At 64.2% G+C, this 19,266-nt stretch carries 19 protein-coding genes; 12 read left to right on the forward strand and 7 right to left on the reverse strand.

Annotated features, from left to right (window positions below; all coding sequences use genetic code 11):
* Positions 1–17 precede the first annotated feature (17 nt).
* Complete coding sequence (locus tag E1809_RS05775; protein WP_133203266.1) at positions 18–689, reverse strand: response regulator; 672 nt, start codon at positions 687–689, stop codon at positions 18–20.
* The gene (locus E1809_RS05780; RefSeq protein WP_205754105.1) at positions 686–2,314 is read right to left on the reverse strand and encodes an ATP-binding protein; all 1,629 of its coding nucleotides are present in this window, start codon (positions 2,312–2,314) and stop codon (positions 686–688) included. The genes E1809_RS05775 and E1809_RS05780 overlap by 4 nt, the downstream gene beginning before the upstream one ends.
* A 266-nt stretch (positions 2,315–2,580) precedes the next feature.
* On the opposite strand from E1809_RS05780, the gene E1809_RS05785 reads away from it, so the two are divergent.
* From E1809_RS05785 to E1809_RS05800, 4 genes are all read left to right on the forward strand, one after another.
* Entirely contained in the window at positions 2,581–3,438 is an 858-nt protein-coding gene (locus E1809_RS05785) for an ABC transporter ATP-binding protein (RefSeq protein WP_133203268.1), read from the forward strand.
* Positions 3,435–4,319 carry an ABC transporter permease gene (locus E1809_RS05790; protein WP_205754106.1) on the forward strand — a complete coding sequence of 295 codons (885 nt, stop codon included), beginning with the start codon at positions 3,435–3,437 and terminating at the stop codon, positions 4,317–4,319. The genes E1809_RS05785 and E1809_RS05790 overlap by 4 nt, the downstream gene beginning before the upstream one ends.
* A gap of 90 nt (positions 4,320–4,409) precedes the next feature.
* Positions 4,410–5,531 carry an ABC transporter substrate-binding protein gene (locus tag E1809_RS05795; RefSeq protein ID WP_205754107.1) on the forward strand — a complete coding sequence of 374 codons (1,122 nt, stop codon included), beginning with the start codon at positions 4,410–4,412 and terminating at the stop codon, positions 5,529–5,531.
* A 133-nt stretch (positions 5,532–5,664) separates the two neighbouring features.
* On the forward strand, positions 5,665–5,883 hold the full coding sequence (locus E1809_RS05800) for a hypothetical protein (RefSeq protein ID WP_133203269.1): 219 nt from the start codon (positions 5,665–5,667) through the stop codon (positions 5,881–5,883).
* Positions 5,884–5,917: 34 nt separating this feature from the next.
* On the opposite strand, the gene E1809_RS05805 is transcribed toward E1809_RS05800, so the two are convergent.
* Both E1809_RS05805 and E1809_RS05810 read right to left on the reverse strand, forming a co-directional pair.
* The gene (locus E1809_RS05805) at positions 5,918–6,367 is read right to left on the reverse strand and encodes an SRPBCC family protein (protein ID WP_133203270.1); all 450 of its coding nucleotides are present in this window, start codon (positions 6,365–6,367) and stop codon (positions 5,918–5,920) included.
* Entirely contained in the window at positions 6,364–8,088 is a 1,725-nt protein-coding gene (locus E1809_RS05810) for a putative bifunctional diguanylate cyclase/phosphodiesterase (protein ID WP_165962216.1), read from the reverse strand. The genes E1809_RS05805 and E1809_RS05810 overlap by 4 nt, the downstream gene beginning before the upstream one ends.
* A 174-nt stretch (positions 8,089–8,262) precedes the next feature.
* Here E1809_RS05810 and E1809_RS05815 point away from each other — a divergent pair, with 174 nt between their 5' ends.
* Complete coding sequence (locus E1809_RS05815; RefSeq protein ID WP_133203272.1) at positions 8,263–8,886, forward strand: PadR family transcriptional regulator; 624 nt, start codon at positions 8,263–8,265, stop codon at positions 8,884–8,886.
* An 80-nt stretch (positions 8,887–8,966) separates the two neighbouring features.
* Here the strand turns inward: E1809_RS05815 and E1809_RS05820 are convergent, their stop codons facing one another.
* A complete protein-coding gene (locus E1809_RS05820) occupies positions 8,967–9,434 on the reverse strand; it encodes a cytidine/deoxycytidylate deaminase family protein (protein WP_165962217.1) in 468 nt (155 codons plus the stop codon).
* Positions 9,424–10,728, reverse strand: coding sequence for an MFS transporter (locus tag E1809_RS05825; protein ID WP_133203274.1), 1,305 nt, complete (start codon positions 10,726–10,728; stop codon positions 9,424–9,426). The genes E1809_RS05820 and E1809_RS05825 overlap by 11 nt, the downstream gene beginning before the upstream one ends.
* A gap of 370 nt (positions 10,729–11,098) precedes the next feature.
* Here E1809_RS05825 and E1809_RS05830 point away from each other — a divergent pair, with 370 nt between their 5' ends.
* The 7 genes from E1809_RS05830 (at position 11,099) to E1809_RS05860 (ending at position 18,499) form a co-directional block, all read left to right on the forward strand.
* Complete coding sequence (locus E1809_RS05830) at positions 11,099–11,707, forward strand: helix-turn-helix domain-containing protein (protein ID WP_133203275.1); 609 nt, start codon at positions 11,099–11,101, stop codon at positions 11,705–11,707.
* A gap of 125 nt (positions 11,708–11,832) precedes the next feature.
* Positions 11,833–13,215: an FAD-dependent oxidoreductase gene (locus tag E1809_RS05835; RefSeq protein WP_133203276.1), complete on the forward strand. Its 1,383-nt coding sequence runs from the start codon at positions 11,833–11,835 to the stop codon at positions 13,213–13,215.
* Entirely contained in the window at positions 13,212–14,456 is a 1,245-nt protein-coding gene (locus tag E1809_RS05840; protein ID WP_133203277.1) for a CaiB/BaiF CoA transferase family protein, read from the forward strand. Before E1809_RS05835 ends, E1809_RS05840 begins: the two co-directional genes overlap by 4 nt.
* Complete coding sequence (locus tag E1809_RS05845) at positions 14,453–15,259, forward strand: enoyl-CoA hydratase-related protein (protein ID WP_133203278.1); 807 nt, start codon at positions 14,453–14,455, stop codon at positions 15,257–15,259. Before E1809_RS05840 ends, E1809_RS05845 begins: the two co-directional genes overlap by 4 nt.
* Positions 15,260–15,274: 15 nt before the next feature.
* Positions 15,275–16,225 (forward strand): dihydrodipicolinate synthase family protein, encoded by a 951-nt coding sequence (locus E1809_RS05850; RefSeq protein ID WP_374102651.1) that lies wholly within the window; start codon positions 15,275–15,277, stop codon positions 16,223–16,225.
* Positions 16,225–17,010, forward strand: coding sequence for an SDR family oxidoreductase (locus tag E1809_RS05855; RefSeq protein ID WP_133203279.1), 786 nt, complete (start codon positions 16,225–16,227; stop codon positions 17,008–17,010). The genes E1809_RS05850 and E1809_RS05855 overlap by 1 nt, the downstream gene beginning before the upstream one ends.
* A 25-nt stretch (positions 17,011–17,035) precedes the next feature.
* The gene (locus E1809_RS05860; protein WP_133203280.1) at positions 17,036–18,499 is read left to right on the forward strand and encodes an aldehyde dehydrogenase family protein; all 1,464 of its coding nucleotides are present in this window, start codon (positions 17,036–17,038) and stop codon (positions 18,497–18,499) included.
* Here E1809_RS05860 and E1809_RS05865 read toward each other — a convergent pair whose 3' ends face one another.
* Positions 18,500–19,261, reverse strand: a complete 762-nt coding sequence (locus tag E1809_RS05865) for an ABC transporter permease (RefSeq protein ID WP_133203281.1) — start codon at positions 19,259–19,261, stop codon at positions 18,500–18,502. It abuts the gene before it with no gap.
* Between the last annotated feature and the right edge of the window lie 5 nt (positions 19,262–19,266).

The raw sequence follows: 19,266 nt of genomic DNA on the forward strand, positions 1-19,266 counted from the left end.
CGCGAGCCAGTAGGAACTCAACCCCTCCGCGGCAAATACGTGTTCACGGGGCGCCCGGTGGTTCCATACGCCAAATGCAGCTCCACTAGTCCCTTGCGCTCAAGTTCGCTGAGGTAGCGTTGCGCGGTCGGCCGGCTGATACCGACGCCGCTCGCGATCTCCGACGCACCAAGTGGCTCGGAGGCTTGGACGACGAGGTCAAGCACCTTTTGCATCGTGGGCGGCAGGCGGCGTGCGCTCTGGGCGGGCGCCGAGGTGCGGCGCAGGTTGAACAGTTGATCCACGGTGGCTTGGTCGGCGATGGTGCGGGACTCGGCTTCCCGACGCCACCGACGATACGCCTCAAGCTGGGTTTGGAGTTGCTCGAAACCGAACGGCTTCACGAGGTAGTACACCGCTCCCCCGCGCATGGCGGCCCGCACGGTCTCCAGGTCCCGCGCGGCGGTGATCATGACGGCGTCGAGCTTTTCGCCCGCGCCCTGCAGGGAGCGCAGCAGGCTGATGCCGTCTTCGTCGGGGAGGTAGACGTCCAGCAACAGCAGGTCGGGCTTGAGGCGCCGGACGGCCTCGCGAGCTTCGGCGGCGGTGTGGGCCTCCCCCACGCACTCGTACCCCTCGATCTTGGCCACGCGGCTGGCATGGATGCGCGCTACGCGGAAGTCGTCGTCGACTACCAAAGTGCGGATCATTCGATTGATCTTCCTGTCATCACGTGGCTTTCCGTTCCGGTCGACGGTTCGGGCAGCCAGATTTCGAAGCGTCCGCCCGGTCCCGGGAAGACGTCCATGGTTCCTCCTGCGCGGTGGACAATCCTGCTCACAAGCGCCAAGCCTATTCCTCGACGCATCCCGGGCCGAGCTTCCTTGGTGGTGAACCCGTCGGCGGTAATCGTGTCCACCAATTCGGCGGGAACACCGGGGCCATTGTCCGTCACGCAAATGAAGATGCCGGAGGAATCGTCCAGTTGGATGGTCACCTCGCGCGGTTCGGGCTGCTCCGAGAGGATCTCGACGGCGTTGTCCAGCAAGTTGCCGACGATCGTCAGGAGCGCTTGGGTTTCCAGGAACGGCTGCCGCAGTTGTGAGTCGTCCGTCACTGCGATGTGCACGTCTTGTTCGTCGGCGACAGTGACCTTGGCGAGGATCAATGCCGCGAGTTCCGGCGGCTCGATCCGCGAGCGCAGCCCTTCGCCGAGCGAACGCGACGTGTCCGAAATCCGCGAGACGAACTTCCTCGCCTGTTCCACGTCCCCGAGTTCCAGGAGTCCATCCACCACGTGGAGGCGGTTGGCGTATTCGTGCTCTTGGGCGCGCAACGCCTCCATCAGCCCCTCGACGGAGCGAAGGTCACGCACGAGGCCCTCCACCTCGGTCCGGTCGCGGAGCGTGACCACCGAACCGATGCTCCGCCCGCTCAACTCCACGGCCATCCGGTTCACTACCAGCAGCGCGTCCTCGGTGATCACCACCTGGTCGGTTCCGGCGATCTGGCCGGTCAGGATAGACCGCAACCGCCCTTCGGGCAAGTGTTCCTCAAGTCGTTCACCTAGGACGTTCGATTCAAAATTCAGCAGTTTGCGCGCTTCGGAGTTGATCACGGTGACCCGGCCGTCGTCGTCGAGCCCTATCATCGCTTCCTTGATTCCATGCAGCAGCGCCTCGCGCTCTTGCAGGAGCGACGCAATCTCTACCGGTTCGAGGTCGAAGGTGACCCGTTTGATCCGGCGCGCGAGCAGCGCGGACCCCATGGCGGCGATCACCAGGACCACAGCCGAGTAGCCGGCGATCAGCCACGCCTGGCGGTCGAGTTCGCTACTTTCTTTGGTCACCAGGATGCCCACTGAGACCTGCCCGATGACGGACCCGTCCGCGGCGCGGACCGGCGCCTTTGCGTTGACGGAGTCGCCGAGGCTGCCTTTGTCGATGCCCACATGGGTTTGCCCGTCGAGGACCGCCACGGGTTCTTCGAGTTTTTGGCCGATGAGGTCGGGGTTGGGATGCGAGTAGCGCTTTCCGGCGCGGTCGCTTACGACGACGTATGCGGGTTGCGCTTCTTCCTGGACTTTGGAGGCGATCGCCTGGATGGTCCGCTGGGGGTCGCCGTTGCCGAGCGAGGTGACGATTTCGGGCATTTGCGCCACGGTGGTGGCAATTCCGAGCGCCCGGAGGCGGTACTGGTCTTCGAGCGTTTGGTTGCTGATCTGGGTATAGATGAGCGCGCCGAGGGTGACGGTGACAAGGATGATGCAAAGCAGCCACACGAGGATCTGGGAGGCGAGGGGCCGGGCCTTCCAGCGCGCAATCAGGGCTTTCACGAGTAAGCCAACTCCGTGTTTTCCGCCATTCTCTTCCTCAACTCCTACTAGCCAGCTTAGGTGACATAGTTCACAGCAACTATGCAACAGGGAGTCCCTTGCGCGCGATCTGGCCACGTGCATAAAGGCTCAAAACGTGCACTTTTGCTGTTAATCCCCACAACTTACTGAAGGCTTCTAGTCGGACCTTTCGCTTCCTAGGCTCTTACTCAGTTCCCGTGATCCGCATCACGCACTGACGAACCGAAAGACAGAGAGGTCTTCACATGGATGCCAAGAACCACCATCGGCCGCCCGGGTCCCTTGAGAGGGCCGAAGACGCGGCGGGTATCGACATTGTCGGGCTGAGCAAGCGCTACCTCACCCCCAAGGGCGAGACGTTCACTGCTATCCGCGACGTCACGCTCAAAGTGGAACCCGGCCAGTTTTGCTCAATTGTCGGACCGACTGGCTGTGGCAAGTCGACGACGCTCGCGCAGGTCTCGGGCTTGGAAAAGCCGAGCGTGGGCTCCGTCAAGGTAGGCGGCCAGACCGTTGAAGGCATAACGAACGGCGTGAGCTACATGTTCCAGGCCGATGCGCTTTTCCCGTGGAAGAGCGTGCTCGGCAACGTGATGATGGGCCCCACACTGCTCGGCACGCCCAAGCGCGAAGCTACCGCCCTCGCCATGGACTGGTTGCGCCGGGTTGGCCTGGCCGGCTTCGAGGACCGCTACCCGCACCAGTTGTCCGGAGGCATGCGCAAGCGCGTGGCCATGGCTGCCGCCCTCATCAACAATCCGCGGATCCTCCTGATGGACGAGCCCTTCGGAGCACTGGATGTCCAGACCAAGGCCATCATGCAGAACGAGCTGCTGAAGCTCTGGGAGGAACTGCGGCCTTCGGTCCTCTTCATCACCCACGACCTCGACGAGGCGGTTGCACTCTCAGACCGCGTGGTCATCATGACGAGCAGCCCGGGGTCGGTCAAGGATGTCTTCGACATTGATCTGCCGAGGCCGCGCGGAAACGTCCAGGAGATCCGCCATGAGGAACGTTTCCTCGAGCTCCAAGGGCACATTTGGGAGTCCTTGAAGGACGAAGTTACCCGCGCCTATGCGCGCACATCAGGAGCAGCAGCATGACAACCCTCACCCATAGTGAAACGCGCAAGAGCGAGAAACCAATGGAAACCGACACAGCAGCCAAGAACGCCGGCCGGAGCAAAGCCCGGCGCCGCACAGCATCGATCTGGATTGGCCGTGTGGTGCTCGCGGTCATGGTGGTTGGCGGCTGGCAGTGGTTCACCGAAGAAGGCTGGGTGGACAAGTTCTTCTTCGGCCAGCCATCGGAAATCTGGAACAGCCTCATCAAGCTGTTCACAGTAGGCACCGCCTTCGGCACAATTTGGGAGAACCTCTGGGTCACGGCCCAGGAGGCGTTCCTCGGCTTCCTGCTCGGGACGCTGGTAGGCGTCGTGCTTGGCATTCTGCTGGGTTCCAACAAGTACCTCTCGGCAGTGGTAGGCCCCTACATCCGGATCGTCAACTCGATTCCCCGTATTGTCCTTGGCTCGATCTTCATCGTGGCTTTCGGCCTGGGCGTCTTCCCGAAGATCCTGCTCGCGGCCGTGCTCGTCTTCTTCGTCGTGTTCTTCAACGCATTCCAAGGCGTGCGCGAAGTGGACCAGAACCTCGTGGCAAACGTACGGGTGCTCGGCGCTTCGCCCTTCCAGGTAGCGATGCACGTGACGATTCCTTCCGCCATGACCTGGATCATCGCGAGCCTCCACACGGCCTTCGGCTTCGCCATCATCGGCGCCCTCGTGGCCGAGGTCCTTGGTGCCCAGCAGGGCATCGGCCTCATCATCAGCCAGGCACAGGGAACCTTCGATCCGAACACGGTATTCGCCTGCATGGTGATCATCGCCATCGTCACGCTCCTTGCGGAATCCCTCATCAGCCTGCTTGAGCACAAGCTCCTCAAGTGGCGTCCACCGAACCGCTCGGAGGCCCAGTCGATCTGAGCCGGCAACTGTTTTCCAACCGAACAAATACCCAAAACCCCCACAACAACCCGAAATTCCACTGGGGATCAACAAAGGATGCGTAAAACAATGATGATGAAGCGCACTATCTTCGCCGCTGCCGCTGTTGGAGCCGTAGCACTCAGCCTCACGGCCTGCGGCGGCAGCAACAACGCGGCTCCTGCTGCCAATGGCGGGTCCGCGAGCGGTACGGCTGCCGCCGACACCAGCTCAATGCCCACCGTCAAAATGATGGTGGGCGGCATCGACAAGCAGATCTACCTGCCGTACCAGCTCGCGCAGCAGCTCGGCTACTACCAGAAGTACGGAGTCAAGGTCGAGCTCTCCACGGAGCAGCAAGGCGGCGTCGGCGCCGAAGACGCCATGGCCTCGGGCCAGGTCGACATGGCCGGCGCATGGTACGTCCACACCGTGGACTTCCAGTCCAAGGGCAAGAACGTCATCAACCTCGTGCAGCTCTCCGGAGCCCCGGGCGAACGAATCATGTGCAGCCCCAAGGCCAACGTGCACTCCGGCGCGGATCTAAAGGGCAAGACCGTCGGCGTCACCGACCTTGGCTCCGGTACTGATGAGCTCACCCAGTTCATCGCCGCGAAGGCCGGCATTTCGAAGAACGACTACCACACCATCGCCGTCGGAGCCGGTGCAACCGCCATCGCCGCCATTCAGCGCGGTTCCGCGGACTGCGTGATGACCACGCAGCCTACTGTCGGTGCCCTCGAGAGCAAGAACCTCGCCGTCCCCGCCATCGACCTCGCGACGTCGGACGGCGCCAAGGCGGCCCTCGGCGGCACCCTGCCGTCGGCAGGCCTCCTCGCCCAAGCAGACTGGGTAAAGTCCCACGAGGACGCGGCGCAGAAGGTGGTCAACGCCCTCGTTGACACCATGCACTGGATCAGCACCCACTCGGCGGCTGAGATCGCGGACAAGCTCCCGGCCGACTTCGTCCAGAACAGCACCATCACGAAGGACCAGTACGTCGCTGGGCTGAACCAGGACAAGGCGCAGTTCCTGCCGGACGGCATCATGCCTGCGGGCGGCCCCAAGGTGATCTTCGACGAGGAGAAGACGATCGGCGTTGACACCTCGAAGGTCAACATCGCCGACACGTTCACCCAGAAGTACGCCGAGGCAGCGCTCAAGCTCGAGGGCTACACCGCGGTGTCGACCCCGGCCGGGGCCGACGGATAATCTGATCCCCGCCCAGCGGACCTTAGGCGCCACAGCGCCCGGGCGAGCAATGGATCGATCGGCCTGCGTGTCCCCCACGCAGGCCGATCGATCCATTTCCCCGAAGAGCTCTCCCCACGCAAAGGACACCACAGTGAACGAGATCACCACGTTCCGCCTCGACATCGCCATCAGCCAGGCCCAAATCAGGGACGAGCTGCTGACCGATGCTGTTAACCGACTTATACCTGCGGCCCTGGAGCGCAGGTACGGAATTCTTGTCACTCAACACGACGCCAGCAACTACAGCCTCGAGATAGATCCTTCCGTCCCGTGCGGAACGATCCATGAAAAGAGCCACCCGGAATCGTAAGCTCCCCCTCCCGCAAGAATCCCGCAGTCTTGCCCTAACCGTCGAGTTCAGCCAGGGTTTCCCCAAGCCGCGGAAGCACCTGGTTTCGCCAGCCGCCGCTCAGGATCCGGTGGGACGCAACATGCGTGGGATCGGCGGGATTGAATCCTTCGTGGACCAGGAGGAACCGGGTTCCGGTGCCTTCCGGAGCGATCGACCAGGTCACCGTGCTGCTGAGGTCGTTCCCGGAGTTCGCATCGCGCCACGAAATCCGGAGGCGCTTCCGGTCCTCCAGTTCGAGGACTTCGCTGGCCACGATGCCGCTGAATCCCACGGCGGGCACGGGGATTCCGCGCATCTGGAATTGATGGCCGATCTCGGGTTCGAAGTCGTTTTCCATCAGCCACCGGGAGATCAGTTCCGGTTCCGTGAGGGCCCGCCACACCGTCTCAGTGGCATGCGGCAGGAAGAGTTCGACTTCAATGGTGGTGAGTTGTTCGTTCACAGAGTGTTCTCCAGTTTGTGCACACGGTCAAGATCAGAAGGCGCCATCGGCGGGGAGATCCAATACCCTTGGGCCGTGTCACAGCCCAAGTGGCGCAGGGTATCCAATTGCGATTCCCGTTCCACTCCCTCGGCGGTGACGCGGACGCCCATTCCATTGAGCGTTTGGATCAGCCCTTGGACAATCGCAGCGCTGTGCGGTTCGACGTCGATGTCCTTGATGAAGGCCTTGTCGATCTTCAGCGTAGTCAACGGCAGGACCCGGAGCATCGCGAGCGAAGAATAGGCGCTCCCGTAGTCGTCGAGTGCCACGCCAAGCCCCAGGTCGATGAGCCCGCGAAGCTGGGATGCCGCAGAACGAACGTCGGCGATCGCCGTCCCCTCCGTGATCTCCAGTTCGAGCATGCGCGGCGGGACGCCGTGGCGGTCCAGGGCGGCCCGCACCACCGCGGGAAGGGTACCCGACGCGAGCTGGACGGGCGAGACGTTGACGGCAATTTTCCGCGGCGTCCCGGCGTCGATCCAAGCACGGGATTGGGCACAGGCCCGGTCCAGGACCCACGCCCCGATGCGGAGGATCTCGCCGGTCTGTTCGGCGACGGGAATGAACTCCCCCGGTGCTACCGGTCCGATTTCGCGGTCCACCCAGCGGACAAGGGCCTCGACGCCGGCATCCTCCCCGGTCGCCAAGTCCAGTACCGGCTGGTACTGAAGGCTGAGCGCGGAGTCGCCTACCGCCGTCGGGATCCGACGCCGGATGTGGGCTTGCCGCGCGAACGGCGCCTTTTCGGGGCACGCCCCGACGTGTCCGATGCGGCTCTTGCCTTCCTGCTTGGCGCGAAGCATCGCCCCGTCGGCGTGCCGCAGGAGAACCTCCATTCCGCCGAGCGTGTCTTCGGCAACGACGTCGACGCCGAGCGCCATGCCGATCGTGGCGCTGACCTGCAGCGTGACGCCGTGGTACATGAAGGGTTCGTCGAGGCTCGCCAAAATGGCCGTCGCCACCGATGACGCGGAGTCGCCGTCGACGTCGTTGAGCAGCACCGCGAACTCGTCGCCGCCAAGCCGCACCAGGGAGTCGTGGGGCCGCACGCTTCCGGCGAGGCGGCGCGCGAATTCGACGAGGACGGCATCGCCAACCCGGTGGCCGAAAGTGTCATTGACAACTTTGAAGTCGTCCAGGTCGATGAACAGGATCCCGACGCCGGGAAGTCCCGAATCCGCTCCGATCCGCGGGCAGCGTTCTTCCAGCATCCGCCGGTTCGGAAGCCCGGTCAGCGGGTCGTGGAGCGAAGCGTGGCGGAACTGCGCGGAAGCCCCGGCGAAGATATCGGACACCGTGACGATGCGGGGACCGCCCTCGTCAAGCACCAGGAGGTCCTGGTAGCGCTGTTCCTCCGGCCGTTCAAGGACGGCTTGGGCCGCCGACTGAAGGTCCATCGCGGCTGGCATTGACGATGCAGAGGTCGGCAGCAGCTCGGAGGTTTTCCTTCTCGAGTTGAGGGCCCTGCCGTAGCCAAGCCTTCCGGTCAGTTTGAACTCCAACTGCTCCCGGGTCAGGAGCGCCAGGGTTCCACCGTGATCGATCGCGACGGCCCGCAAAGTGCGGTCGCCCCGGAACAAGGCATCGATTTCGGCTGCCGGTGAATTGCCGGAGCGGACGACGGCGCGCACCCCCAGATCCCCGAGGCGCGTGGGAAGTGGACGCAACAGGGAAGGCACGCTGCCACCTACATCAGGACACACGTCCTTCTTCATACCACCCGGACATGTCGCGTTTGGAAACGACCCTTGCTTAACGACAGTTACCGATATATCGTTAAGTATCGCAGAAATGATCTGCGAGCTAATTGGGCAACACAACACCCACAAAAACACCGAAAGGAAGATGCCGCTATGAAAGGCATTCACGAAAACAAGTTCAGTGACGGTGGACCCGGCATGGGTCCCTTCGGCCGGGGACGGAGCCATCGCGGACCCCACGGCCACGGCGGATTCGGGCCAGGCCGCGGGTTCGGACCGGGCCGCGGATTCGGGCCTGGTTTTGGACCGGGATTCGGACCAGGCTTCGGCCCCGGCGGTCCCCGCCGCGCCAACAGAGGCGATGTTCGCTTCGCGATCCTCTCGCTCCTGGCCGAGTCGCCGTCAAACGGATACGGATTGATCAAGACAATCGCCGAGAAGACCTCCGGAGCATGGCGTCCCAGCCCGGGCTCCGTGTACCCCACCCTGCAGCAACTGGTCGACGAAGAGCTCATCACGCCCGTCGGTGAAGGCCGGCGGACCGAGTTCACGCTCACCGACGCCGGGAAGGCCTACGTTGCCGAGCACGCCGAGGAACTCGAGAACGCGTGGAACATGGACCAGGAAGGCACCGGAGCGGCGTTCCACCAGAGCGTGGCAAAGCTCATGGGTGTCATCCACCAATACCGTTTCGCCGCCACCGAGGAACAGCGTGCCGCCGCGATGGAAAAGATCGACGAAACCCGCCGGGCGCTGTACCACATCCTTGCCGACTAACGCCGGAGTTTGTGTACAGATCCCACCCCCTAAGAGCTCTCTAAAGGGTGCCGATCTGTACACAAACTCGGGAGGCCAAGCTAGTGCGCAGCTGCCGATACCGACGGCGGGAGCGTGCTCCATTCCGTTTCGGCAGCCCGCATCCAAGGGAACGGCAGCAGCTCCAGGAGCGGAACCATTCCCACTTCGCCCTCAGCGTCCACAAGGACGATGGTCTCAGTGCCGTAGTTGCGGAGAAGTTCGCGGCACACCCCGCACGGATTGGTCACTTGCGGTTCACCGTGTTCGTCCATGCTGACGGCGACCACCGAATGGATCGACGATTCCCCCGCGATCCGTGCATTGGCGAGGGCACTCGATTCGGCACACACGTTGATTCGCTTCGAGCCCACGTGGAGGCCGAGGTAGACGGCCCCCGAACCGCCCCGCATGGCAACTGCCACACGGTGGTTCTCGGGGTGATGGGCTTCGAGGAGCAGCTCACGCGCTGTCCGGTACAGCTCCACCTCGGACTCGCCAAGTTCAAAAGAGATGGTCCTATTTTCCAATGAAGATGCCGTTCTTCCGGCGTGCCAGCACATAGAACAGGATGCTTAGGAGGGACAGGACGGCGACGTACACCGGGAACATCCAGGACATGTGCAGGGACTGGAGCCAAACCAGCAGGTACGAGGCCGTGCCGCCGAAGAGGGCGACGCCGATTCCGTAGCCGAGGGCGGTTCCGGCACCACGGCAGGACTTCGGCATGAGGGAACTGGTGACCACGTTGTAGAGGGTCATGTTCAAGACCAGCACCACGGAGCCACCGAGGAGGACCGCCGCGAATCCGGCGATGCCCGGACGGACGTACATCAGCATCAGGAAGACGGAAGGTATCGCCAGCGCGCGGGTAATGAGGAACCACTTGGAGATCGACTTGCCATCGGAAAGCCGTCCAACCACCAGGCTGCCGATAACCAACACGACGCCAAGGATAGTGGTGAGCGCGAAAACAGCGGTGGCGTCTTCCTTGAAGCCGCTCCGGGCCGCGGTGGGAAGTCCGGTGTTCCACGCGTAGTTGTACGCTTGCGCGGCGCCAACAACGAAAGTGATTGCCAGGACGCTCAACCAGTGCTTGCCCACGCCGCTCCACACGGATTTCGACGTGCTTTGCGCAAGTTCCTCCGGCTTCATCGTTTCCGGAAGGGTACGGCGAAGGTAGACCACTACAAAGCCGAAGATTGCTCCGACTACGAACGGAACGCGCCATCCCCAGTCGGCCATGACGGCCCCGCTCAACACCAGGCTGGTCAGGTAGCTGACCAGCGAGGCGAACAGAATGCCGAAGTTGACGAAGAAGGAGATGATGCCCGCGACGAATCCCTCGCGGCCCTCGGGGACCAGCTCAACAGCGTGGGAAGTGGATAGCGGCGCCTCGACGCCGGTGGAGATGCCCTGGATGACGCGGCAGACCAGGAGGATCATGCCGGCCGCGCCGCCAATCTGCTGGTACGTCGGGGAAAATGCGATGACCAGGGTGGTGATGGCCATCATCATGATCGACCACAGCATGACTTTTCGGCGGCCGATCCTGTCCGCGAAAGTGCCCAGCAGGACTCCGCCGAGCGGACGGAACGCAAACCCGACGGCGAACACCGCCAAGGCATTGAGGGTTGCGGCGGTGGGATCCTGGGACGGGAAGAATTTCGGTCCGATGAAGGCTGAGAGCAGTCCGAAGACCATCCAGTCATACCACTCGAGAGTGTTCCCAAGCCCGAGCCCTAGCAGTCCCCGGCGGATTTCAGGAGAGAGCCGGGACTTCCGGGCACTCTCGGAGCCATTCTTGACGACAATGTCAGTCATGATTCTTTCCTTCCTCCGCACCTTTCGCGGTGCGTGAGGGTACGGATCACCTTTGACTCGCCCATGGGCGGCCGGTGATCGGAACTATCATTTTGGCCTGGTCCGGCTAGGCCATTCCAGCTCGCCTTTAAGGGAAGCGAGTTTGCCCAGATAGCTACGCATGCCTCTTCGTAGCGCTTGAATGAAGACGGTGGACGGGAAGGACCTCCCGCCAGAGGATCGGTGCCCACGTCCTTGGATTGTGCTGCAACATCCCCACGTGATGCGACTCACATAACTATATTGAAGATTTTCATCGAGTCAATGCTTGATTCGCTAAATTTTTTCACTATAGTTATGTGAGTCAGCTCACCGAGGAGAAGGCTTGATCATGAGCAACGAGAGTATTGCGGCATCTGCCCCCGTCGGCACCACAGCGCTTCTTGCAACTGTGGGCAACAAGGTCCGCACAATGCGCAAGGACAAGGGAATGACCCTTTCCAAGCTCTCGGAAATCACGGGCCTCAGCCCGGCGATCGTCAGCCAGATCGAACGCGGACTGGCCAATCCGTCTTTCACCACCTTGGCCCAATTGGCCCACGGCCTGGATATTCCCGTGGGGAAGTTCTTCCTCGGACAGGAAGAAACCAGGTCGCCTGTTGTCCGCAAGGCCGAGCGGCGAAACCTCAAAGGCGTTACCAAGAAGTCCGTCGGAGAAGCTGTCTATGAGCTGCTGACGCCGGACCTCAACGGCGCCTTGGAGGCCCAATGGATCGTGACTCCGCCAGGCCACGACACCAGCGCCACGCCATTCCGCCACAGCGGCGAGGAATTCGGCATCATCCTCTCGGGAAAGAAAGACATCTACCTCGACGGCGAGTGCTACAGCCTCGAGGCCGGCGATTCCATCACGTTCTCGTCCGATACCCCCCATTGGTACAAGAACAGCTACGAAGAGGAATGCGTAGCGATCTGGGTCAACGCCCCCCACGTTTGGTGACCAGTCGGCCTTAGCCGCCACCTCTCCACGCCATGCCTCCACATGGCTTCTTCAGTAATCCCTATTTTTCTACGCCCCGGCAGCCGTGCCTTTGGCATGCCCGCCGGAAAGTAAGGATCTCCACCATGAACTCCCATGCCACAACGTCGTCTTTGGAACTCAGTACCACGACGGCGGACCTCACCGCACCGGTGATCTCCCGTTCCGATGTCCTCGTGGTCGGCGGTGGGCCCGCAGGCGTGTCCGCAGCCGTCACTGCCGCCCGGTCCGGCGCGTCCGTCACCTTGTTGGAGCGCTATTCCTCGCTCGGCGGCCTCGCCTCCGGCGGCATGGTCCTGGTGCTTGACGACATGATCAACGGCCAGGAAATCACCGTCACCGGCATCGTTTCGGAATACGTTGAACGCCTGCAGAAACTCGGCCTCGCGATCGTCCCTCCCGCCGACGACCGCAAGACCTCGGAAGAACTCTGGAACAAGTGGGGCCGCTTCGGCACCTTCGATTTCCATTCCCACACCAACCCCAAGCCCATCTGCTACGCCGCCGCATTCGATCCCGACGGCTGGAAGCGCGTCTCCAACGACCTCGTCCGCGAAGCCGGCGTCAACCTCCGGCTGCACTCCTGGTTCTCGCGTCCCATCGTGGACAACGGCGTGATCAAGGGCGTCATCTGCGAGACGAAGTCCGGCCCGCAGGCTTTCATGGCCGACGTCGTCATCGACACCACAGGCGACATCGACGTCGCGTCCCGGGCAGGTGCGAGCCACATCAAGGACAGTTACCTCACCACCCTTGTCTTCCGCCTGGGCAACGTCGACACCGCCGCTGCGGAGGCTTTCGAACAGGCCAACCCGAAGGAAGCGCGCGCCATCAACCGCACCATCAAGCGCCTCCTCGGCGGCGCCTGGGAACTGTGGTGGCTCAAGACCCCGATCGACGGCGTCGTGTGGTGCAACGCTCCCCACATGACAGGCTTCGACGGCGTGGACCCAGCGGACATGACAGCAGCCGAGTTCGCCGCACGGGACAGGATCGCCGAGGCCGTCGAGCACGTCCGCGCCCACCTGCCGGGCTTCGAGAACTGCTACATGCTGGACGTCGCGTCCCAAATGGGCGTCCGCCAGACCCGCCTGCTGGAGGGCGAGTACGTCATGACCAAGGACGACGTCACCTCCCGCCGCCACTTCGCGGACACCGTTGCCCGTGGCAGGGACTACTACTACCCCTACCGCTCGCTGCTGCCCAAGGAAGTGGACCAGTTGCTCGTCGCGGGCCGCCACTACTCCGCCACTCCGGACGCCCAAAAGATGTCCCGCGAGATCCCGCCATGCATGGCCATGGGCCAGGCAGTCGGCGTCGCCGCCGCCCTCGCCGTCCAAAACGGCGTGACCGTGCGCGAAGTCTCCGCGCTGGACATCCAGCAGGGCATGCGCCGGCACGGCGCGGACCCCGGCGACGTCCCGTCGTCGAACGCTACCGTCGATTCCGAAGCGGTGGTGGGAGCATGAGCACCGCAACCGCCGAACGCGCGCAACAAGAGCCGACGACGGCGGCAGTCGCCACCGGTGCTCCGCTCCCCCTCTATGGCATCAAGATCGTGGACTTCACCCAGGTTTTCATGGGGCCGTCCTGCACGCAGCTCCTGGGCGACTACGGCGCGGACATCATCAAGGTGGAACGTCCGGGCGCCGGGGACATCTCACGCAACTCGTTCCCGGACAAGGACGGGCAGGACAACCCGATCTTCCTGTCCATCAACCGCAACAAGCGCAGCGTTTCGGTAGATACCCGCACCGAGGAAGGCCGCGACGTCCTCAAGCGCGTCATCGCGGACGCGGACGTGGTGGTGAGCAATTTCCGTTCGGGCGTCATGGAGCGGATGGGCTTCGGCTATGACGAACTCAGGGCCGCCAACCCGGGCATCATCTGGGCTTCCGGCACGGGCTTCGGCCCAGTGGGACCGTACTCGCACAAAGGCGGGCAAGACGCCATTGCCCAGGCGTACTCAGGCGTCATGTGGCGCCGCGACTCGGACGAGGTCAAACCGTCCATCTACCCCACCACGCTGTGCGACTACATCACCGGCATGCACCTCATGCAGGGCATCCTGCTGGCCCTCCGCACCCGCGAGGCCTCCGGCGTCGGGCAGAAAGTGGAGGTGACAATGTACGACTCCATGCTGCACCTCCAGATGCAGGAAGCGTGCATGCAGCTCAACCGCGGCTACGAAGTCAACTGGGGGGCCATGCCGCTGAGCGGCGTGTTCGAAACCACCGACGGCGCCGTCTGCATGGTGGGTGGCTTCACGCCCGACCCGCTCGCACGGATTTCCGACGCCCTCGGCCTGGACGAGGACCTGACCCAGCGTCCCGAGTTCGCCAACCTCGAGCAGCAGTTCAAGAACAAGCCGGCCTTGCAGGCGATCTTCCGCGAGCGCATCGCCACCAACACCACCGAGTACTGGACCGGCCAATTGGAGAGCCAGGGCCTGCTCAATGCCCCCGTGCACACCCTGGAACAAGCCCTGGCAGATGCCCAGACCGAGGCCAACGGCATGATCGTGGAGGCCGAGCATCCGGGCGTCGGCACGGTAAAGATGCTCAACGCACCCATCCGGCTCTCGGCCACCCCGCCCAGCATCCGACGCGTGGCGCCGCGGCTAGGCGAGCACAACGTGGAGGTCCTGTTGGAGAACGGTTTCGATGCCGAGACCATCGAACGCCTGCAGGAACTGGGGGTGCTCCGGTGACAGTTTCAGCAGAAGAGAAGGTTGATCAGGTCACACTCAGCATCGAGAACCATGTGGCCGCGGTGGTGATCGACCGCCAGCACGTGCTCAACGCCGTCGACGGAACCGCCCAGGCGCGGCTCAACGAAATCTGGGACCGGATCGAAGCGGATCCTGACGTGCGCGCCGTCGTTATCACTGGGGCCGGGACGCGGGCTTTCTGCGTCGGGGCGGACATGTCCGCTGCTGCCGTGGACAAGACCGGCCTGCAGTACTGGGCCGAGCTCGACCCCAACGGTTTCGGCGGACTGAGCCTTCGGACAACCCTCGACGTTCCAGTCATTGCCAGGGTCAACGGCTACGCGTTGGGCGGCGGCATGGAGATCGTGCTGGGCGCGGACATCGTGGTGGCCGCGGACACGGCACGCTTCGGCCTCACCGAACCGCGCGTGGGCCGTTTGGCGCTCGACGGCGGCATCCACCAGCTCGTGCGACGCGTCCCTTACACCCAAGCGATGAGCATGCTCCTCACCGGGCGCAAGGCCGAAGCGTCGGAGATGCAGTCCATGGGCCTCGTCAACGAGGTTGTTCCGGCGGACGAGCTCGACGACGCGGTGCAGCGTTGGGTTGACCAGATCCTCAGCTGTGCCCCCACCTCGGTCCGGGCCGTCAAGCAGATGGTCACCAGGACCGCCCACCTCACGGCCGCCGAAGCCCGCGGCCTCCGGCTTCCCGCGCTCATGGCGGCGTTGGACAGCGACGATTCGGCGGAAGGCGTGCGTGCCTTCCAGGAAAAGCGGCCGCCCGTCTGGCCGGGCCGCTAGAAGCAGGAACACGACATGTTGAAGTACGAACCAAAGGAGAAGCCGATGCGGGAATCACTGGCCCCCGGCGTGTGGGGCGTCGTCCCCACCCCGTTCCAAGGCAGCACCCTCGACGTCGACACGGACAGCCTCGCCCTGCTCGCGGAACACTACGAATCCATCGGTGCCACCGGTCTGACGGTCCTGGGCGTGTTCGGCGAGGCAGCCGCCCTGACCGCCCCCGAACGGAACCTCGTCCTGGAAACCGTCGTCGAGGAAACGCAGCTCCCGCTCGTGGTGGGCGTGACCTCGCTCTACACGGGCACCGCCGTCGACGAAATCCGGGCGGCACAAGCGGCGGTGGGCGACCGGCTCGCCGCGGTGATGGTCCAGGCCAATTCGGCCCGGGCCGACGTGGTGATCGCGCATTTGAACGCGATCCACCAATCCACCGGCGCCAAGGTGGTCCTCCAGGACTACCCTCTGGCGAGCGGCGTCAGCATCAGCACGGAATCGCTCATCTACATCGTCCAGGCATGTGCGTTCGTTGTGGCGGTCAAGGCCGAGGCCCCGCCCACGAGCGTCGCCATCGCCCAGCTCACGGACGCCGTGGATGTGTCGGTGTTCGGCGGACTCGGAGGCCAGGGCTTGCTCGATGAGCTGGTAGCCGGTGCCGCCGGCGCCATGACCGGGTTCTCGTACCCGGAAGCGCTCGTAGCGTGCGTCCGGGCCTGGCAGGCCAACGGGTACGACGCCGCCAAGGATGAGCTCCTCCCCTACTTGCCGCTGATCAATTTCGAACAGCAGGCGAAGATCGCCCTCGCCATCCGCAAGGAGTGTTTCCGGGAACGGAACCTCATCAAAGACGCGGGCGTTCGGCCTCCCGCGGCGTCCTTCCCGGACGCGCTCCGGAAAAACATGCTGACGCATCTCGGCGAGGCGGCGCTCGCACTGAACTCAAGCACCTCATTGCAAGGCTGGCTCTAATGGACCTCGGAATCCAAGGCAAAACCGCCTTCGTCGCCGCTTCCACCGGTGGCCTGGGACTCGCCGTCGCGCGTTCCCTCGCCGCCGAGGGCGCGCGCGTGGCAATCACCGGACGGCGCCGCGAGCGCGCCGAAAAGATCGCGGCGGAGCTGGAGGCCGACGGCCACAGCGTCGTGGCGATCGAAGCGGACCTCAGCAAACCCGACGGGGTGGCGGCCGCCGTCGAACGCACGGAGGAGTTGCTAGGTCCTGTCGAGATCCTGGTGCTGAATGGCCCGGGTCCCAAGCCCGGCGCCGCGAGCGCCCTCGGCTCCGACGACATCGCCGCCGCGTTCGAACAGTTGGTCAAGCCGCACCATGCGCTTGTTTCGCGGATCCTGCCCGGCATGCGGGAGCGGCATTGGGGACGGATCCTCGCCGTCGGTTCCAGCGGCGTGGTGTCCCCGCTGCCCAACCTGGCGGTCTCCAACACGGGCCGGGCGGCGTTGGCTGGCTACCTCAAGACGCTCGCTGCCGAAGTGGCCCTGGACGCCGTCACCGTCAACATGCTCCTGCCGGGACGCATCGCCACCGATCGCGTCGCGGAACTGGACCAAGCGGCCGCGAAACGCCGCGGTACCACTCCCGAGGAAATCCAGCTCGAATCCCGCAAGACCATACCGGCCCGCCGCTACGGCGAACCCGAGGAATTCGGCGCCGCCGCCGCGTTCCTGTGCAGCGCACCGGCGTCGTACATCACCGGGGTCGCACTGCGGTGCGACGGCGGCCTGATCCGCAGCCTCTAGGCTTCCACCCTTCAGAAGGAACACCATGACTTCCACAGCAACAGACATCACCTCCTCCACAGCCCGCGAGCTCATCACGGCCCATCACCTCATCAACGGCGAATGGTCCGGAGAAGCGGTAACGCAGCGCATGAACCCGGCCAAGCCCGGGGAACTCGCAGCGCTCTCGCCCAGCGGCACGGCCGAGGACGTAGACGCCGCGATCACGGCGGCCACCGCGGCGCAGCCGGCGTGGGCCGCGCTCCCCGCCCCGTCCCGCGGCGCCATCCTGATCACCGCGGGAAACCTCCTGCTGGAACGCCAGGCCGCGATCGCCGAAGACCTCGTCCGTGAGGAAGGGAAGACGCTTGCCGAGGCCAAAGGCGAGGTCAAGCGGGCCTCCGACGTACTGCGCTTCTTCGGCTCCCTCGGATGGTCCGCCACCGGCGAAGTCCTCCCCAGCGGGCTGCCGGACACCACCATCACCACGCGCCGCGAGCCCCTCGGCGTCGTCGGACTCATCACCCCGTGGAACTTCCCCATCGCCATCCCGGCATGGAAGGCCGCCCCCGCGCTCATCAGCGGCAACGCCGTCGTTATCAAGCCTGCTGAACTGACTCCCCTATCGGCGACCCACCTCGCGCGCGCCTTGCAGGACGCCGGGCTTCCGGCCGGGGTGTTCAACGTGGTTCACGGCAAGGGCCGTGTGGTGGGCGACGCCCTCGCGCGCGATCCGCGCATCGCCGGGTTGTCCTTCACGGGGTCCACGAACGTCGGACTCGCACTGCAGGAAATCCTTAATGCCCGGCGCGCCCGCGTCCAGCTGGAAATGGGCGGCAAGAACGGTGTGCTGGTCCTCGACGACGCCGATCCTCGCAAGGCCGCTGCCGTCGTCGCCGCCGGCGCATTCGGTCTGACCGGACAGGCCTGCACCGCCACGTCCCGCGTCTATGTCACACCGGGCATCCGCGACGCTTTCCTTGAAGCCCTCGTGGCCGAGGCCGCACAGTACACCGCGGGCGACGCCCCGATGGGGGCTGTGGTGAGCCGCCAACAGTTCGAGCAGGACCAGGCGGCGGTGCGCTCCGCCGTCGAACGCGGTGCCACGCTGCTTCACGGCGAGTACGACGGCGACCCCTCCGGCGCCCTGCTGTTCCCGGCCGCTGTGCTCACCGACATCGCGCCCGACGACGCGGCGGTCACCGAAGAGATCTTCGGCCCGGTGGTCGCTGTCCTTGAGGTCGCCGACTATGAGGCGGGCCTCGCGGCGATCAACGATTCCCGCTACGGACTCACGGCCGGAATCTGCACCGACTCCTTGGCTCGGGCAACGGACTTCGCGGCGCGCGCCCAGGCCGGAGTCGTCAAGGTCAACCGTCCGACGGCGGGCCTGGACTTGAACGTGCCCTTCGGCGGCGTAAAGGACTCCTCCACCAACACCTTCCGCGAACAGGGACGGTCGGCACTGGACTTCTTCACGTGGGGCAAAACCGTCTACACGGGCATCTAGTTAGGCGATCTTGCGGCGGTAGGTTGCCACCGCGAAAACGTACGCGACCACGAGGATTCCGACGCACCAGGCGAGCGCGGTCCAAATGTCGGCACCCACGGGCTGGTCGGAGAACAGGTCGCGGATCGCATTGACGATCGACGTCACCGGCTGGTGTTCGGCGAAGGCACGCACGGGGCCTGGCATCGTGGCGGTCGGCACGAAAGCCGAGCTGATGAACGGCAGGAAAATGAGCGGGTAGGAAAACGCGCTCGCGCCGTCCACCGACTTCGCGGTGAGGCCCGGGATCACGGCGATCCACGTCAGCGCGAGGGTGAACAGGACCAGGATTCCGACGACGGCGAGCCACGCCGCCGGTCCGGCGCCACTCCGGAAGCCCATCAGTAACGCGACGAGGACGACGACGGCGAGCGAGACCAGGTTGGCGACCAGCGAGGTCAAAACGTGGGCCCACAGCACGGATGAGCGCGCGATCGGCATGGACTGGAACCGCTCGAAAATACCGCTTTTCATGTCGAGGAAGAGCCGGTATGCCGTGTAGGAAATACCCGAGGCGATCGTGATGATCAGGATCCCGGGCAGCAGGTAGCTGACGTAGGAATCCGAGCCGGAGTTGATCGCGCCGCCGAACACGTAAACGAACAGGAGCATGAAGCCGATCGGCATGATCGCCGTCGTGATGATCGTGTCCAGGCTGCGCGCGATGTGGCGCAGCGAGCGCCCGAGCAGGACGGCTGTGTCGCTGAAGAAGTGCGTGGTCATCGGTT

It is taken from the genome of Arthrobacter terricola, assembly GCF_004354015.1.
In the GTDB taxonomy this organism is placed as follows: Bacteria; Actinomycetota; Actinomycetes; order Actinomycetales; family Micrococcaceae; genus Arthrobacter; species Arthrobacter terricola.

Excerpts from the sequence above, each read along its gene's own strand:
- E1809_RS05825 (WP_133203274.1), bottom strand. The coding sequence starts at position 10,728 with ATGACTGACATTGTCGTCAAGAATGGCTCCGAGAGTGCCCGGAAGTCC.
- E1809_RS05860 (WP_133203280.1), top strand. The coding sequence starts at position 17,036 with ATGACTTCCACAGCAACAGACATCACCTCCTCCACAGCCCGCGAGCTC.
- E1809_RS05785 (WP_133203268.1), top strand. The coding sequence starts at position 2,581 with ATGGATGCCAAGAACCACCATCGGCCGCCCGGGTCCCTTGAGAGGGCC.
- E1809_RS05795 (WP_205754107.1), top strand. The coding sequence starts at position 4,410 with ATGATGATGAAGCGCACTATCTTCGCCGCTGCCGCTGTTGGAGCCGTA.
- E1809_RS05850 (WP_374102651.1), top strand. The coding sequence starts at position 15,275 with ATGTTGAAGTACGAACCAAAGGAGAAGCCGATGCGGGAATCACTGGCC.
- E1809_RS05865 (WP_133203281.1), bottom strand. The coding sequence starts at position 19,261 with ATGACCACGCACTTCTTCAGCGACACAGCCGTCCTGCTCGGGCGCTCG.
- E1809_RS05835 (WP_133203276.1), top strand. The coding sequence starts at position 11,833 with ATGAACTCCCATGCCACAACGTCGTCTTTGGAACTCAGTACCACGACG.
- E1809_RS05830 (WP_133203275.1), top strand. The coding sequence starts at position 11,099 with ATGAGCAACGAGAGTATTGCGGCATCTGCCCCCGTCGGCACCACAGCG.
- E1809_RS05815 (WP_133203272.1), top strand. The coding sequence starts at position 8,263 with ATGAAAGGCATTCACGAAAACAAGTTCAGTGACGGTGGACCCGGCATG.
- E1809_RS05775 (WP_133203266.1), bottom strand. The coding sequence starts at position 689 with ATGATCCGCACTTTGGTAGTCGACGACGACTTCCGCGTAGCGCGCATC.
- E1809_RS05840 (WP_133203277.1), top strand. The coding sequence starts at position 13,212 with ATGAGCACCGCAACCGCCGAACGCGCGCAACAAGAGCCGACGACGGCG.
- E1809_RS05855 (WP_133203279.1), top strand. The coding sequence starts at position 16,225 with ATGGACCTCGGAATCCAAGGCAAAACCGCCTTCGTCGCCGCTTCCACC.
- E1809_RS05790 (WP_205754106.1), top strand. The coding sequence starts at position 3,435 with ATGACAACCCTCACCCATAGTGAAACGCGCAAGAGCGAGAAACCAATG.